The sequence below is a fragment of the Alteromonas sp. 4NH20-0056 genome (genome assembly GCF_057539655.1).
The window spans coordinates 31,196-46,789 of sequence record NZ_BAAJLS010000013.1 but is presented as its reverse complement, the minus strand read 5'-3'; the positions used below and the strand labels follow the sequence as shown (position 1 = coordinate 46,789).

Annotated in this window: 16 protein-coding genes; 3 read left to right on the top strand and 13 right to left on the bottom strand. The window is 45.6% G+C overall.

What is annotated here, in order from left to right; translation table 11 throughout:
• Positions 1–6: 6 nt before the first annotated feature.
• Genes nhaB through AC27EZ_RS17010 form a run of 3 tightly spaced genes read left to right on the top strand, consistent with a single transcriptional unit; the run spans position 7 to position 2,674 of the window.
• Positions 7–1,590: a sodium/proton antiporter NhaB gene (gene nhaB / locus AC27EZ_RS17020; RefSeq protein ID WP_487136472.1), complete on the top strand. Its 1,584-nt coding sequence runs from the start codon at positions 7–9 to the stop codon at positions 1,588–1,590.
• 8 nt (positions 1,591–1,598) lie between these two features.
• On the top strand, positions 1,599–2,126 hold the full coding sequence (gene dsbB, locus AC27EZ_RS17015; protein ID WP_487136471.1) for a disulfide bond formation protein DsbB: 528 nt from the start codon (positions 1,599–1,601) through the stop codon (positions 2,124–2,126).
• On the top strand, positions 2,123–2,674 hold the full coding sequence (locus AC27EZ_RS17010; protein ID WP_487136470.1) for a GNAT family N-acetyltransferase: 552 nt from the start codon (positions 2,123–2,125) through the stop codon (positions 2,672–2,674). The genes dsbB and AC27EZ_RS17010 overlap by 4 nt, the downstream gene beginning before the upstream one ends.
• Positions 2,675–2,687: 13 nt before the next feature.
• Here AC27EZ_RS17010 and AC27EZ_RS17005 read toward each other — a convergent pair whose 3' ends face one another.
• The 13 genes from AC27EZ_RS17005 to AC27EZ_RS16945 form a co-directional block, all read right to left on the bottom strand.
• Positions 2,688–3,182, bottom strand: coding sequence for a YcgN family cysteine cluster protein (locus tag AC27EZ_RS17005; RefSeq protein WP_487136469.1), 495 nt, complete (start codon positions 3,180–3,182; stop codon positions 2,688–2,690).
• Positions 3,182–3,844, bottom strand: coding sequence for a fumarylacetoacetate hydrolase family protein (locus AC27EZ_RS17000; RefSeq protein ID WP_487136468.1), 663 nt, complete (start codon positions 3,842–3,844; stop codon positions 3,182–3,184). The genes AC27EZ_RS17005 and AC27EZ_RS17000 overlap by 1 nt, the downstream gene beginning before the upstream one ends.
• Before the next feature lie 2 nt (positions 3,845–3,846).
• The gene (locus AC27EZ_RS16995) at positions 3,847–4,818 is read right to left on the bottom strand and encodes a lytic murein transglycosylase (RefSeq protein ID WP_487136467.1); all 972 of its coding nucleotides are present in this window, start codon (positions 4,816–4,818) and stop codon (positions 3,847–3,849) included.
• 2 nt (positions 4,819–4,820) lie between these two features.
• Positions 4,821–5,114 carry a YcgL domain-containing protein gene (locus tag AC27EZ_RS16990; RefSeq protein WP_487136466.1) on the bottom strand — a complete coding sequence of 98 codons (294 nt, stop codon included), beginning with the start codon at positions 5,112–5,114 and terminating at the stop codon, positions 4,821–4,823.
• Positions 5,115–5,129: 15 nt separating this feature from the next.
• Positions 5,130–6,293, bottom strand: a complete 1,164-nt coding sequence (rnd, locus tag AC27EZ_RS16985) for a ribonuclease D (RefSeq protein WP_487136465.1) — start codon at positions 6,291–6,293, stop codon at positions 5,130–5,132.
• A gap of 53 nt (positions 6,294–6,346) precedes the next feature.
• Positions 6,347–7,999: a long-chain-fatty-acid--CoA ligase FadD gene (gene fadD / locus AC27EZ_RS16980; protein WP_487136464.1), complete on the bottom strand. Its 1,653-nt coding sequence runs from the start codon at positions 7,997–7,999 to the stop codon at positions 6,347–6,349.
• A gap of 121 nt (positions 8,000–8,120) precedes the next feature.
• Complete coding sequence (locus AC27EZ_RS16975) at positions 8,121–8,960, bottom strand: alpha/beta fold hydrolase (RefSeq protein WP_487136463.1); 840 nt, start codon at positions 8,958–8,960, stop codon at positions 8,121–8,123.
• 122 nt (positions 8,961–9,082) lie between these two features.
• The gene (locus tag AC27EZ_RS16970) at positions 9,083–9,781 is read right to left on the bottom strand and encodes a Slp family lipoprotein (protein WP_487136462.1); all 699 of its coding nucleotides are present in this window, start codon (positions 9,779–9,781) and stop codon (positions 9,083–9,085) included.
• A 200-nt stretch (positions 9,782–9,981) separates the two neighbouring features.
• Entirely contained in the window at positions 9,982–10,281 is a 300-nt protein-coding gene (locus AC27EZ_RS16965; RefSeq protein WP_487136461.1) for a hypothetical protein, read from the bottom strand.
• Positions 10,282–10,448: 167 nt separating this feature from the next.
• On the bottom strand, positions 10,449–11,138 hold the full coding sequence (gene tsaB / locus AC27EZ_RS16960) for a tRNA (adenosine(37)-N6)-threonylcarbamoyltransferase complex dimerization subunit type 1 TsaB (RefSeq protein ID WP_487136460.1): 690 nt from the start codon (positions 11,136–11,138) through the stop codon (positions 10,449–10,451).
• A gap of 3 nt (positions 11,139–11,141) precedes the next feature.
• A complete protein-coding gene (gene yoaA, locus AC27EZ_RS16955) occupies positions 11,142–13,061 on the bottom strand; it encodes a DNA repair helicase YoaA (protein WP_487136459.1) in 1,920 nt (639 codons plus the stop codon).
• A 114-nt stretch (positions 13,062–13,175) separates the two neighbouring features.
• Positions 13,176–14,498, bottom strand: coding sequence for an alpha-amylase family glycosyl hydrolase (locus AC27EZ_RS16950; protein ID WP_487136458.1), 1,323 nt, complete (start codon positions 14,496–14,498; stop codon positions 13,176–13,178).
• A 30-nt stretch (positions 14,499–14,528) separates the two neighbouring features.
• Positions 14,529–15,437 (bottom strand): sulfite exporter TauE/SafE family protein, encoded by a 909-nt coding sequence (locus tag AC27EZ_RS16945; RefSeq protein ID WP_487136457.1) that lies wholly within the window; start codon positions 15,435–15,437, stop codon positions 14,529–14,531.
• Between the last annotated feature and the right edge of the window lie 157 nt (positions 15,438–15,594).

Here is a 15,594-nt window from a genome sequence, read left to right as displayed (position 1 = left end):
GAACTCATGCAAACCTCCATGATCTCTGCGATCTATAAGAATTTCCTGGGACACGCGCCCGACTGGTATAAGAAAACCATCATCGCTTTTCTCATCGTAAATCCCATGCTCTTTATGGTTGACCCATATATTGCAGGTTGGACACTCGTAATTCAGTTTATATTTACTTTGGCGATGGCATTAAAATGCTACCCCCTCCAACCTGGCGGGCTGCTGCTAATAGAAGCGATGTTTATTGGAATGACGTCCCCCGGGCACATGATGCATGAAATTGAAGTGAACCTAGAAGTATTATTACTACTGGTATTCATGGTTGCCGGCATTTACTTTATGAAAGACTTGCTTATGTACTTGTTCACCAAACTGGTGATAAAAGTGCAAAATAAGCTTGTGCTGTCGTTATCGTTTATTTTTGCTTCTGCATTTCTCTCTGCGTTCTTAGACGCGTTAACCGTGGTGGCAGTGATAATCAGCGTTGGTCTTGGCTTCTATTCTATTTACCATAAAGTTGCATCGGGAAAAGAGTTCCACTCTGATCATGACCATACGAGCGATGAAGTGGTGTCTGATTTAGGGCACAACGACCTAGAAGATTTTCGTGCATTCTTGCGTAACCTAATGATGCACTCTGCAGTGGGTACGGCGCTAGGTGGCGTTATGACCATGGTTGGCGAACCTCAAAATCTTATTATTGCCGATAAAGCTGGTTGGAATTTCTTAGAATTCTTCCTTCGTATGGCGCCTGTCAGCATTCCTGTGTTCGTTTGTGGATTGCTAACTACCGTTCTTTTAGAAAAAACTGGCTGGTTTACTTATGGTGCTAAATTGCCACCTGCGGTCAGAACGATTTTAAGCGAATACAACGACCACATGGACAAAGGTCGCAGTAAGCGCGAATCAGCAAAACTTGTCGTTCAGGCATTAATTGGTATTTGGTTAATTGTTGGTCTTGCTACGCACATGGCGTCGGTAGGCCTTATCGGCTTATCGGTTATTGTACTTGCTACGTCGATGAGCGGTGTTATTGAAGAACATGCGTTGGGCAAAGCGTTTGAAGAAGCCTTACCGTTTACTGCACTGTTATGTGTTTTCTTTGGTGTGGTTGCCGTTATTATCGACCAGGGCTTGTTCCAACCTGTGATCCATTGGGTGTTAAGTTTTGAAGGTGAAACACAGATGGTCATGTTCTACCTTGCCAATGGCGTGCTCTCGATGGTTAGTGACAACGTGTTCGTGGGCTCGGTGTATATCACCGAAGTCACTGCCGCGCTAGAAGCCGGTCAAATCACTCGCGATCAATACGATATGCTAGCCGTTGCCATTAACACGGGTACAAACTTACCTAGTGTTGCCACACCGAATGGACAAGCCGCATTCTTATTCTTGCTTACGTCAGCTATTGCGCCGCTATTACGTTTGTCGTACGGCAAAATGGTTATCATGGCACTGCCATACACTATCGTGTTAACGATTGTGGGCTTGTTGGCTACCCTTTGGGGCCTGTCTGATGCGACGCAATGGTTATATGACATGCACTTAATTGAGCACCATAGCGTCATTGAAGCTGGTGTGAAGGCAGTGGGTCATTAAGGAAAATCATGCAATCAGTTATTCATACTGTTAGTTCATGGGCAGAGCACAAGTCTTCGTGGCTTGTGCTTTTTGCTACCTCGTTAGGCCTTGAAATAGCAGCATTGTACTTTCAATACGCGATGGGAATGAAACCCTGCATCATGTGTATTTACCAACGCACAGCGATGTATGGCATTGTGTTAGCGTCGTTAATTGTCTTGATTAGCAACAATGGCTTTACGCGTATGCTAGGTTTTTCTGGATGGGCTGTATCTGCTGGCTGGGGCTATCTTATTGCTACAGAGCATGTGGGTATTTTAAATGCGGCAAACCCGTTCTTTGCAAGTTGTGAAATTGTGCCTAACTTCCCTAGTTGGCTGCAGCTTCATGAATGGATACCAGCCATATTTGCCGCCGAGGGTGACTGCCTTAACGATGCATGGCAGTTTTTATCAATGGGCATGGCTGAATGGATGCAAATCATTTTCGCCGCTTATTTTATTGTATTTAGCGTCGTATTTTTATGTCGCTTGTTGGATAAAAAACCCTTTTGATTGATTTATCCATTCTGCCCTCTCGGTTGCCACCTATCCATACCGAGCAAGGACCTGTAACTATTCAACGCATAGCGCCCAAACACACTGAGGCGCTATGTGAAGCAGGCCAACATGCTATTAGTCACGTTAAACCGTGGTTTGGTTCATCGGTGTGCCCCGTAACCCCTATGCAATCAAAGCAATGTATTGATGCAATGGAAGACGCTCGGCGTAATGATTATGGCCTTACATACCTGCTAATGCATGATGAAAAGTGCCTTGGAATGGGCATTATAAATCACATACACCACACTCACTTTACCGCTAACCTTGGCTACTGGCTACGCCAAGACGCCTGCGGAAAAGGCTTGGCTACTGCAATATGTGAAGCATTGAAAAAACTGGCCTTCAGCCAAATGAATTTGCATCGACTGGAGTGTTTTATTGAGCCCAATAATAAAGCAAGCTTGCGGGTTGCAGAGCGCATTGGGGCAGTAAAAGAAGGGTTATGTAGAAAGCGTGTATTTGGTCGCGATGCGCTTCTTTATGCTGTTATAGCACCGTAAGCGCACACGCGCGTTAGTCAATATCATCAAGCGGCCAACGCGCAATATAGTCCTCGAAATACTCCATATCTACATCGGTTTCAAATACGGTTTTATTTCGCACACTCATGTTCTTTTGGTGCATGACGTGCTTTTTACCTTTATTCAATAATGGATGCCAAGAGGCAAGCCCTCTACCCTCGTGTAAGCGTCGGTAAGCACAGCTTGGCGGCATAAAGAATATGTCTTTGAGGTTTGCCTTTGTTAGCTTTACACAGCTTGGGACTAGCTGCGTACGCTTTTCATATTGAGTGCATTCGCACTTTTTGGTGTTGAGCAGCGAACATACAATATTGGTGTAATGAATTTGCTCGTTTTCATTAATGTAATCGGTCGGCCCTTCGGCCTGTGTTGCATCATCGTCAATGAATTTATGTAAGCAACACTTTGCACAACCGTCGCACAGTGATTCCCACTCTTGTTGCGACATCTCTTCTAGCGTTTTTGTTTCCCAAAATGGTTGGCTCATTAGTCTGCCACCTTCGTGGATATGTCGAAGTGATCACGAAGCGAAACCGTGAGACGGTCTGACGACAACAATGGCCCTACTCCTTTTGGCGTGCCCGTTAAAATAATATCACCGGCTTCTAGACTAAATACGGTAGACATGTGAGCAATGAGGGCAGAGATACTATGTAGCATCATGCTGGTATTGCCCTGTTGCCTAAGTTCATTGTTAATGTGCAATGAAAAGCTGAGGTTTTGCAATTGAGTAACGCGTGACACCGGAATAAAGCCAGATACCGGGCAGCTGAAATCAAACGCTTTGGCTCGCTCCCACGGCTGCCCTTTCGCTTTTAAACTCGCCTGTACGTCTCTTAGCGTTAAATCGAGGGCTAAACCTACGCCCCAGATGGCATCGCCTACGCTATCAATATCGGCGTTGACTAACGGTTTACCCAATAAAATAGCCACTTCGAGTTCGTTATGACACTCGCCTTTATCTGTAGGAATACACAACGGCTCATTAAGGTGACATAGCGCCGCCTTTGGCTTCATAAACAATAATGGCTCTGCTGGCACTTCCGATTTCATTTCATCAATATGGTCAAGATAATTACGACCGATACACACCACTTTGCCTGTCGGTAAGGAAATTACTTCACCTTGAATATTTTTATGCTGATACATCACTAGTAACCTCGTTTAATTCTTTCTGACAAATAACCCACAGACACGCCAAAATATTGCGAGCGATTCCATTTCATCAGGGTATGAAAGTTATTATAGACGAGGTAAATGCGTCCATCTTCGCCGTCAGGCATAATCAATGAGGCCAAAATATTCGCCTTGGGTAGCGGTGCACCGTTATAACGTGTTACGCCGTTGTCATGCCAATATGAAAGGGGTTTATACGCTTCCTTGGCCAGCCCATAGTCAGCAATTGATGATGTAAGCAGCACTTGTCTGCCCCACGTCCCGTTCTCGTCCCAGCCCTCAGAAGACAAGTAATTGGCAATGGAAGCAAATACGTCGGCAGTGTTGTTCCAAATATCTTTTTTACCGTCACCGTCGTAATCAACCGCATAAGTCAGAAACGATACAGGCATAAATTGGCTTTGCCCCATCGCTCCTGCCCACGAACCTTTGAGTTTATCAACGGTTGTATGGCCTTCGCTTAAGATGGTTAGTGCTGCGAAGAAATTCTTTTTAAAAAGCGCTTCTCGTCTGCCCTCAAATGCTAGTGACGCTAGTGCAGACAACACACTGTGAGAGCCTTGAATACGACCAAAGTTTGACTCATTGCCCCACAACGCAACAATAAAACGAGGCTGAACGCCGTATTTCTTGCCTATTTCAGTAAGAAGAGCTTTGTTCTCATTTAAGTGGATTACCGCTTGCTTGACCTTCCAGTCAGGCACGCGCGTAGACAAGTAGTCATCTAGGGTTATTTTCTTTTCGGGTTGATTTTTATCAGACCTGACCACCGATGGTCTAAACGTAATGTCATCGAATACGTCTTCTAAAAAATCAGCGTTGAAGCCTTTTGATACGGCTTCATTTTTTAACGCGTGCACATAGCCATCAAATTTTTCTGCGTCTTGTGCGCTACATATCGATATCGTACTGAACACCAACAGCAAAAATAAACTTATAGCACGCATAGTTAAAACTTTTTATCCGGCGTTGCATTTAGGCCTAGCGCAACACGATGTTGGGCAAGCAAATCCTCTTCTTTCGGCGGCATCTGTAAATAAAACCCCTGCTCTTTCAGGGCTTCTACCAATTTTGCTTTGTCCACACCCAACTTCTCATGCTTGTCTAATGCGAGAATGGTAACAAGCTCAGGCCTTACAAACTGCGACATCAACGCTTCAGGCACGTTGCTAAAATCATCTTTTTTGAGTACATACAAATACGCACCCACCTTCTTTCGCGTCTTATAGACTGCACATAACATAATAAAACTCTTCTATTAAGCTGTTGGAATGGTACCGAGTAACGCTTTTACGTGCGGCTCAAACAGGGGCGCACGCCACCCGCTGAGCACTTCAGGGATGAGTTGCTGTACACGGGTCTCATCAACCTCAAACCAAACCCATTTCAGTAATTGGTTAAGCTGTTTTTTTGAGGAGATCACTTCAGGAGGCACACCTTGTTCATTAGCAATCGTATCGCTAATGGTCTTGAGTGCAGCCAGTGTCTTTTTATACTCGGCAAAATCCATTAACCGCTTTACGCGGGGTAATAACAATTTAGGGGGTGTTGAGGCATATTTTGTTCTAGCGTCGGCAATAAGCGTAAGAACGGTATCACCGTAGCGACGCATAGTGTGAGGGCTAACGCCTTCAATTTTAGCCAATGCTGTCTTGCTCGCAGGCATGTACTGCGCAGCTTCAAATACATGCTGCTCTTTGAATACAAAATTTAAGGCAATATCTTTTTTGCGTGCAACCGATAGACGCCACGCCGCAATGGCCTGCAATACAACCAATTGTTCTGAATTTAAGCGCCAGTTATTTTTGATAAAGAGATACGCAAAATCTTCTGGGATCTGAGCGCGCTTTTTATCGCCTAACAAGGTCATTTCTTGATAAACCCAGTCAAGCTTGTCAGCTTGAACAATCTTTTCGACTAATACGCGATAACAGGGCAAAAGAAAGAGCACGTCGTTAGCCGCGTATTGCAGCTGAGATTCTCTTAACGGACGTGCAATCCAATCTGTTCTCGACTCGCCCTTATCTAAGGTTACGTCGCAAATAATTTCGACCAACTTAGCGTAGCCTAACGATGCTCCCATGCCTAAAATACTGGCAGCGAATTGCGTATCGAAAATCGGCGAAGGTAACGTATTGTAGGCACTCAAAAAGGTTTCTAAATCTTCTGAACACGAGTGCAGCACCTTTACCACAGCCTCGTTTTCCATAAGCGCAATAAAAGGCGACATATCGTCAATAGCGATAGGGTCGATAAGTACAAGTTGTTGCCCATCATAAAGCTGGATAAGGCCAAGATGAGGCTTTAGGGTGCGAGTTCTTACGAACTCAGTATCAAGGGCGATAGCATCTTGCTGCTGTGCAATGTTGCACACCTGTTCAAGCTGTTGGTTTGTTGTAATTAATTGATATTGCATAGTCATAAAAAAGCCGGCAAACGCCGGCTTTACTAAACAAAAACTTGCGCTGGGCGAAGTTAGTCGCGTAACTCCCGACGTAGAATTTTACCTACATTGGTTTTTGGAAGGTCGTCTTTAAATACAACCTGCTTAGGCACTTTGTACCCTGTTAAATGCTCACGACAGTGTTTGATAACCTGTTCTGCAGTAAGCGACTCATCGTTACGTACTACAAACAATTTCACTACCTCACCACTTGCTTCGTGAGGCACGCCCACTGCAGCGGCTTCTACGATGTTATCATGCATCGCAGCAACTTCTTCAATTTCGTTTGGAAAAACATTGAAGCCAGAAACTAAGATCATATCCTTTTTACGGTCAACAATATAGAAATAACCTTCATCATCTACCGTTGCGATGTCGCCAGTGGCTAACCAGCCATCTTTAAGAATATCTTCTGTTGCTTCTGGGCGGTTTAAGTAGCCTTTCATGACTTGCGGGCCTTTTACCCACAATTCACCTGGATCGCCTTTTTCAACTTCATTGCCATCATCGTCCAACAGCTTTATGTCTGTTGATGGCACTGGCATACCAATGGCGCCTTTGTATGCTTCAATTTGTGGTGGGTTTACCGCAACAACAGGCGAACACTCAGTAAGGCCATAGCCTTCGAGTAAGACCGTACCGGTTACTTTTTCCCACTTCTCTGCAACAGGACGCTGAACCGCCATCCCACCGCCTAAACCAAACTTGAAGTTACTGAAATCTAATTCACTAAACCCTGGCGTATTTAACAACCCGTTAAACAGGGTATTAACACCTGGCAGTATGGTAAACGGATATTTACTTAACTCATTTACAAAACCCGGCATGTCTCGCGGGTTAGTAATTAGTAAGTTTTTACATCCGTATTTTACGAACATCAAGCAGTTAGCAAGCAGTGCGAAGATGTGATAAAGCGGTAACGCTGTAACCACAAAGTCTTCACCTTCTTCGATAACGGTTTCTAAGATCCCCGAGACTTGCTCAAGGTTCGCCACCATATTACGGTGGGTAAGCATGGCGCCTTTAGACACCCCTGTTGTACCACCAGTGTATTGAAGAAACGCTAGGTCGCCGTGGTTAATGTCAGGGCGGGTATAGGTAAGCGACTGGCCTTTTCGCACCGCAGACATAAACGACGTTGTGTCTGACAAGTTAAACGATGGCACCATTTTCTTGACGTATTTGACGACTGCATTGACTACCCAACGCTTAGGCGCAGGTAACATATCGCCAAGTGCCGTTAAGTAAACGTCTTGAAGGTTGGTGTCAGCTATGACTTCTTCAAGCGTACATGCAAAGTTTTCTACAATAACAATCGCTTTTGCATTGGCATCGTTTAGCTGATGCTTTAGTTCTCGTGCAGTGTAAAGTGGGTTTACATTTACCACCACCATACCCGCACGCAAAATACCAAACATTGCCACTGGGTATTGTAAAAGGTTAGGCATCATTATGGCCACTGCATCGCCTTTTTTCAGCCCGCTAGACTGAAGGTAAGCTGCGAATTGTGCAGAGAGGGCATCCAACTCCTCAAATGTCATCGATTGCCCCATGTTAATGAAAGCAACCTTATCCTTATATTTTTTTACTGATTGTTCGAAAATATCGACCACTGACGCATAGCGATCAGCATCAATTTCAGCGGACACTCGAGGGTCGTAATACTTAAGCCAGGTTTTTTCCACCAAAACCTCCTTCACTTTATTATTGTAGTGCTAGCAATGTGCGGAAAACGCCGCACCTGTGCAACTGGTCTGATAACCTGCGAATAGTATAGGAAGTGTAAATAAAAATAAACGGCACAATTTACATTTGCTCAACAAACTGCGTAATTTTAGCCCCTACATCATCAACATTTTCCATATGAATGTGGTGCCCGCCTACAAAACGCTCAACACGAGCATTTTTAAACCACCCATGACGCACGGCAAAAACGTCATCAACTTTCTTGAAACTGTTCGACGCCGCAATGAAAAGTATAGGGCACAAAACTGATTCCATGATATTTTTTGCCTGAGTTTCAGTTAGCCTTAACACAGACTTGGTTCGTAGCGAAGGATCACTCCCCCACACGTCATTCCCGTTGCCGTCTTGCGTAATATTGCGCTTTAAAATTTGTCGTGCTGACGCTGCAGGAATATCAGATATACTACACCTTGCCTTCACGGCTTTTTCAATATCAACCGACATTAACGTACTAGCGCGTTTTTTGGAGCGACTGAGAATAGCCTCTCGCATCTGTGATTGTGCGGTATCATCGCCCATCGTAAGCGGCCCACACGCATCAATGCTAACAACCCCCACAACCTGCTCTGGGAATAAACCCGCATACATGCTCGCAAGTATGCCGCCCATTGAATGTCCGATAAGAATTACCTTATCCCATTGTTGTGACGTTATCAGTGCATGGATATCTTGAAGGTAGTCAGCTTGATTATAATGGGTGCCGTGAGGACGATGAGAAGAGTAACCGTGCCCTGGAAGGTCTAGCGCAATAAATCGGTAGTTAGGTAAATAGGGCGCTAGCACTCGTAAACTTTCGGCGTTGTCTAAAAAGCCGTGAAGCCCCAAAATAACTGGCCCGCTCCCTTGGTTGTCTAATGCGGCAATACGTTGGTTACCTAAATTAAACTCAATGTCATGCATTCTTTTTTCTTCCTTTTTCGCACTAACCGTGGCAAATAATTACCGCCAAGCAATCATAACCTGCCTCACAAAAACAAAAAAGCGGCATATTATTGCCGCCTTTTTTTGTTAACTTTCATTCGTTACTTTTGCTTGAGACCATTCATTTTCTCGAGGCTTTGAGGCTTTGCAGGCCGCGCTTTTGAAGAGGACCGATTTCTAATATCGACTTTTACCGGCCTATCGCCGTATTGGGTAACCCGAAACCGTCCACCAAATGGACCAAAGAATGGGTTTCCAAAACCAACGTACGGGTGGTAAAGCCCAAACCGTGGGTTTGCAAAAAAGTAAGGCGAATACCAACCGGTATGGTAATTAAAGAAAAACGGGTTGACGTCATATGAGGTCTGCTCTCGCCACATATGATAATCCTCAGCAATGATGGTGGGATAAATGTAAGGCTGCTCACCTACCATGCCTGAGGTTGGCGATGTCAGCACTCCAAGGAACGTCGCACTGCGGCCTTCTTCAAATGCAATAGGATCGACAAACCCTTCAATCTTAACCTTGAACCGCCCTACCGTTTCATCGTTTCTTCTGGGCTTACCGTAATGGTTGAGTGGAAAATGTACCATTTCGATAAAGGTTTCATTGGGCTTATTCTCAACCCCCACCACAATGCCGCCCCAACGCGCTTTTTGACCTAACGCTTGATTTGATGCGGTTACCGCCTGGGTGTAGGACACGAGCGTTGTGTTGTCTGGCACATCAATGCTATCTGGCACAATCGCGCATCCAGACATGACCATTACACCTACTAGCAATATTAATCGTGCGAACATATCATCTCCTTGAACATCTATCGGTAATTAGATAACGCGCCGAAAGTCTCTTAAAATTATCAGGATTAGGGGCAGCGCGCCAGTACCGCGATCATACCTTTATACAAACTTAATGGTTGGATGGTTTACGCAATTGAAAGTTTCATAGATTGGATATTTATCATGGTATTTCTGATGGGCACATTACATGCACACAAAGGCTAGGCGTAAACGTCAACACCGAACATAGCCTGCACCGACTCACGTTTTTCTTGTTTTTCAAAACTAAGATAAGACGCAATGGCATTTTGCGAGGTTACCTTGCTGTCTTCTCGCACAAACTGTTGATACGCCTGTGCATTATCAGAACCCACTTCGTCGGGTGCAACAACAACCGCACGCTGCAAAGCTTGCGCGTTATTTTTGCCATTGTCTGGCGCATCTTTATCAATGCTGTTAACCCGACTTCGCGGCTGCGCATTGTCGGATTGGGGAAGCGTAAAACTTGTATTTATATTCATTGATTCAAAAGCAGCTAATTACTCAGTAGTGCAACGTTATCTCTGCTGAAGTACCCCATGGGGACGTCACGCAGACCTTAATTACGCAAAGCAATTTTCATACCTGACACTATTTCAACGTACGTCATGACGCATGTTTCGCTAACCCAGGATACTTTTTTACTACGTTACTCTCTACCCGGCAGCTTCTTCCACGTTACTTTATCGCGCAAGTAGATCGGTTTTACCGTCGCGGCATCACTTACCGCCCCTTTTTGTACGTCTTCGATAGCAATCGGTACCATGAATTCAGCGGCAGGTAACGTTATTGAAACCTTAACGTCCTTACCTTTTAATTCATCTAGCGTTTCGTAGGCTTCCCAACCGGTGCCAAGCGCTTCAAACGGGTCAGTGATCGCTGAGAGTAGTTCTGCAGCATGCTCTGGCGGACAGACTTGTTCTTCAATTAACAGCGATAGGCCACCTTCTGAGCGACCATAAACCGCAAAATAGACTTCGCCCATACGCGCATCAAGTGCACATGCAAACACGTCTCTCTGTGTTTCTGCCGACGCTTGTTGCGCCATTGCTTCTAACGTACTAACGCCCGCCACACTCAAGCCAGTGCCTAACGCAAGCCCTTGTATCATGCCCGTCGCTATTCGTACGCCTGTAAAACTACCTGGACCGCGACCAAACGCTAACGCATCAAGTTCTTTAAGTGACACACCCGCATCTTTCAGCACGTCATCAACCATAGGCAACAGTCGTTGGCTATGTTGCTGCGGACAAATTTCAAAGCGAGCCGTTACCGTACCATCGTTTTCAAGTGCAACCGAACACGCTTCGGTTGCGGTATCTAAGACTAATAATTTCATATTTTACTCATCATCCACTCGCGCAAGAAAGCGCTCAACTTCGTCTAAGCTGCGCGTTCTGCGCATATTCGGCAAGCTGCCTACAAATGTTTTTGCATAGGGTTTGGTTACCAAGCGATTATCGCAGATCACCAACACGCCTTTATCTTTAGGATCGCGAATAAGCCTGCCTGCACCTTGCTTTAAGGTGATGACGGCTTGGGGTATTTGAATAATACCAAACGGGTTAGCGCCGCGCTTTTTGACATCTTCCATACGCGCTTGCAATAGTGGGTCATCCGGTGAGGCAAACGGGAGCTTATCAATCATCACACAGACCAAATCACTGCCGCGTACATCCACGCCCTCCCAAAACGCCCCCGTACCCAACAGTACCGCTTTTTCATCGGCAAGATAGGCATCTAATAAGGCTTGTTTCGTTGTGGTGCCCTGCACTAATAACGGATTATCTACCTCATCTTCTAGCTTTTTAGCAATCTCGCGCAACATGGCGTGACTGGTAAACAACAAGAAGCACCGGCCTCGGCTGGCGACGATTAGTCGCTTTGCTGTTTGGAGCAGCGTTTCACGCATTTCAAAGCTGTTAGGCTCTGGCAAGTATCGAGGCACACACAGCATCGCTTGTTCGGGGTAGTTAAACGGGCTGTCGAGGCCCAGTGTACGAGCATCTTCTAGCCCCATTCTTCGTTGAAAGTGCTCGAAACCGCCGTTAACCATTAACGTGGCCGACGTAAATACCCAACCACGAGGAACCGATTCGACAAATCGTCTGAACTTCGCTGCAATAGAAAGCGGCGTTAAATGCATAATAAGGTGACGATTTGTGGTTTCATACCACAAACTTACGTTCTCTTGTTTTTCGTCGCTAAGTGCATCTAATTGCTCTCTGCACGCAACTACCCGCTCGTAAAGGTTATCAAGGTCTTTGTCTCGGCCAATATGCAATTTACACACTTCGTGCAGCACGCCGAGCGATTCAGCCAGTTTTCCCACTTGTAAGCGTACGTCATCACGCGTTAACGCCTCTGCCCAATTCCCACGCTGTGGCGTGTCTGGAAACAACAACCTTAAGTCAGAGGCGATCATTCGACACTTATCGGCTGCTTTATCAAGTTGCGCCGCGTCTTTAAGCACAGTTCTAAACAGCAACGTAATATCTTTTGCTAAATCATGAATTTGCCGCGTTGATAGTGATTCACCAAAGTAATCGCTAGCGATGTCAGGAATTTGGTGGGCTTCATCGAAAATAATCGCGTCGGCTTCAGGAATAAGCTCGCCAAAACCTGTATCCTTAAGTGCCATGTCGGCGAAGAACAAATGGTGGTTAACCACGATAATGTCGGCATCAAGGGCTTTACGCCGTGCTTTTACCAAGTAGCAGTCTTCGTAATCAGGGCAATCTCGGCCTAAACAATTATCCACTGTCGAGGTTACTAGTGGCAGTACCTTGGCGTCTTCAGGAAGAGTTTTTAACTCACCCATGTCGCCGGTTTTTGTGGACGTTGACCACCGTTTTACTTCTGACAGCTGACCCAATACTTCTTTTTCCACCAGCGTAGAATTACCGCCGTGCTGGGAAAGCCTATGAAGACAGAGATAGTTAGCACGCCCCTTTAGCAACGCTGTTTTTCGCGCACTTTTTAAGGCTTTTTTAACTAGCGGTAAATCGCGGTGGAACAGCTGCTCTTGCAGGTTTTTGGTGCCCGTAGAGACAATCGCTTTGCCCTTGCTCATTAACACTGGGGCCAAATATGCGAACGTTTTCCCTGTGCCCGTCCCTGCTTCAACCACTAAGCTGCTGGTGCCATCAATCGCTTCTTTTACGGCTTTGGCCATGTCAGTTTGCGCTTCTCGAGGCACAAAGCCTTTTATCGCATCGGCTAAAAGCCCTGTCGAGGAAAATACGTCTTTGATGGTAGGCATAATTACTTTAGTTACTGAAAATACGGGAATCGTTAGGGGCGGCATTATGCCAAATTTATTGGGAAATGGGCACTAAACCAAAAATTTCACGACAATTCTACAGGATTTCACGCCTTATTGCGCACTAACGTAAACCTTATATCCCCATGCAGGCAAGGTAATCGTCGTGTTTTGCGATAACGGTTGTGCCACCGTTTTGTACCCATCCACCGTCCACTCAAGGTACGACCCATTAATGTTAGGGTCGAGGAAAGTGACAGCCTGAAGCTCATCAGAAAAATTAATCGCGATAAAAATTTTCGTTGTACTGTCTTGACGTACAAAACTAAACACCTGCTGCATATGGCTATTAGGCACTTGCAACATGCGTGCGCCGAACGCTCCATTACCCAGCACTGCATGACGTTTTTTAAGCGATATTAGTGCCTTATATAACGTTCCAATAGGGTCTGGTTTCCATTCGATAGGGTCACGGTCGAAGAACGCCAAGCGCTTACTTTCACCCGCTTCTTGGCCATTATGGATTAGCGGCATCCCCTCGCCTAACACCGACAACACAATGGCTGACTCGAGTGCAAGACCAAACTGCTCCCGTTGTGTGCCATCCCATGCATTTTTGTCGTGATTGCTCACAAAGGTCATTCGATAAGCGTTGTGCGGCCATGCCCTTTCGTTCCACGAGTAGTATTTTCTAAGACGGTCAAGTGAGCACTTGCCATGTGCAAGCGCGTGCATGGTTTCATTCCAGCTCCATGCATAGGTCATGTTAAATGCTTTTTGATGCAAGTCTCGCGCTTCCCACTCTGCCAGCATGAATACCGGCTTGATGGTGTCGAGTGCATCCCGTGCTTGCTCCCAAAAATCATTGGGCACATACCCTGCTACGTCACATCGAAAACCATCAATATCATAGGTTTTCACCCAGTATTGCAGTGCCTCAATCATGTAGCGACGCAAGTCTGGCTGGGAATAGTCAAACTCGATAATATCGCTCCAGTCCCACCACGGTGACGGGCGGAAATCGCCCCTGTGATCTTTGGCATACCAATTCGGATGTTCAACCGTTAGCGCATTATCCCAGGCGCTATGGTTAGGCACCCAATCGATAATGACTTTCAACCCTAAAGCATGGGCGTCATCGACCAGCTTTTTGAAGTCATTTTCGTCGCCGAACTCAGGGTTTATGCCAAAATAGTCCTTTACGGCATAGGGGCTTCCAAGGTGCCCTTTTCTGTTTTTTGAACCAATCGGATGAATGGGCATTAACCAGATAATGTCTGCACCAAGGTCAACAATATGCTGTAGTTTTTCCCTGACCCCCTCAAACGAACCCGACACTGAAAATTGTCTTGTATTAACTTGGTAAATTACCGCATGGCTAGACCACGCCGGCTGTATTACGTTGAAATGGTTTGTGGGGGTTACATTAAATGCCATGCGTTTCATCTTAATATACTGGGGTGGCGGTTAGAATAAAGGTAAACCTGATAAACCTAATACTAGCACCCATGTCCCGAAAAACAGCTTTAACGTTGGCACGGAGAACGCCAAAACAACACGTTTTGCAACAATACCACCAACGATAGCTCCTGCCCCAGCAAACAACACAATGGACCACACAATCGCTTCGCTGATAGTTACATGATAAACAACAGCGCCCCATACAGACACTGCCGACAATATTACTGCAAGTGCTATGGCCATGGTCACATTGAAGCCTCTCATGATTAAATAAACTGCAACCAGCTCACCCACGCCCACTGATAAAAACGCAGTAATGAAGCCACCAAAAAACGAGATTAAAGGCAGCATAATTATGTCTGCCTGACTAAAGCTTTCATTAAAAGCGGTACGTTTTAAAAATGCGATAGATATAAATATTGCCAGAGCAAGAAACACGGAAAACACCCCGAAACCGAAATGCAGTGCGGGTAGCCCAGATTGCAACGTAGATAGCGCTTCAACGTAGTTTGGCCCATATTGCGCAAGCCCTATGCCCACCAGCGAAGAAGGAATGCATAACAGTAACCCTGAAGTTAATGGCCCCCACTGTTTTTGATAGGCAACCTGTGTTTTTCTATAGCGCCACCAGGTGAATGCGCCGGCGGTCATACCACAGCACTGAATAGCAAAACTGGTTGCCACAATGTTTTCAGGCGCAAACCCAAGGTAGTTGAAAAAGGGAACAAAAATGACGCCCCCCCCTGCCCCCGTCGCATTGGCGAAAATGGCTCCAACTATGCCTAACAGGGTAAAACCACCAAACTGTGTGATTAGCGAAGCACTATCACTTTGCAACAACACCGTGATAACCCAAAGCACGGCGAGTAAAGCCAACACCGGTGATTGCTTTAATAAAGAAAAAAACGACGACAAACTGGTTCCCTTTTAAATACGATGATGCGAGCCATGGTTAGCACTATGTTGACTCTCATTTGTGTCATGTATAAAGCGAACAATTGGGGCGCGTTGAATAAAAATTAACCCAATATGCGCTATCTATACGTACACTTACTTATTATTTCACGTAACG

Bases quoted from the DNA above. Each gene is read 5' to 3' on its own strand.
- nhaB (WP_487136472.1), top strand. From the start codon at position 7: ATGCAAACCTCCATGATCTCTGCGATCTATAAGAATTTCCTGGGACAC.
- dsbB (WP_487136471.1), top strand. From the start codon at position 1,599: ATGCAATCAGTTATTCATACTGTTAGTTCATGGGCAGAGCACAAGTCT.
- AC27EZ_RS17005 (WP_487136469.1), bottom strand. From the start codon at position 3,182: ATGAGCCAACCATTTTGGGAAACAAAAACGCTAGAAGAGATGTCGCAA.
- AC27EZ_RS17000 (WP_487136468.1), bottom strand. From the start codon at position 3,844: ATGTATCAGCATAAAAATATTCAAGGTGAAGTAATTTCCTTACCGACA.
- AC27EZ_RS16995 (WP_487136467.1), bottom strand. From the start codon at position 4,818: ATGCGTGCTATAAGTTTATTTTTGCTGTTGGTGTTCAGTACGATATCG.
- AC27EZ_RS16990 (WP_487136466.1), bottom strand. From the start codon at position 5,114: ATGTTATGTGCAGTCTATAAGACGCGAAAGAAGGTGGGTGCGTATTTG.
- rnd (WP_487136465.1), bottom strand. From the start codon at position 6,293: ATGACTATGCAATATCAATTAATTACAACAAACCAACAGCTTGAACAG.
- AC27EZ_RS16975 (WP_487136463.1), bottom strand. From the start codon at position 8,960: ATGCATGACATTGAGTTTAATTTAGGTAACCAACGTATTGCCGCATTA.
- AC27EZ_RS16970 (WP_487136462.1), bottom strand. From the start codon at position 9,781: ATGTTCGCACGATTAATATTGCTAGTAGGTGTAATGGTCATGTCTGGA.
- AC27EZ_RS16965 (WP_487136461.1), bottom strand. From the start codon at position 10,281: ATGAATATAAATACAAGTTTTACGCTTCCCCAATCCGACAATGCGCAG.
- tsaB (WP_487136460.1), bottom strand. From the start codon at position 11,138: ATGAAATTATTAGTCTTAGATACCGCAACCGAAGCGTGTTCGGTTGCA.
- yoaA (WP_487136459.1), bottom strand. From the start codon at position 13,061: ATGCCTACCATCAAAGACGTATTTTCCTCGACAGGGCTTTTAGCCGAT.
- AC27EZ_RS16950 (WP_487136458.1), bottom strand. From the start codon at position 14,498: ATGGCATTTAATGTAACCCCCACAAACCATTTCAACGTAATACAGCCG.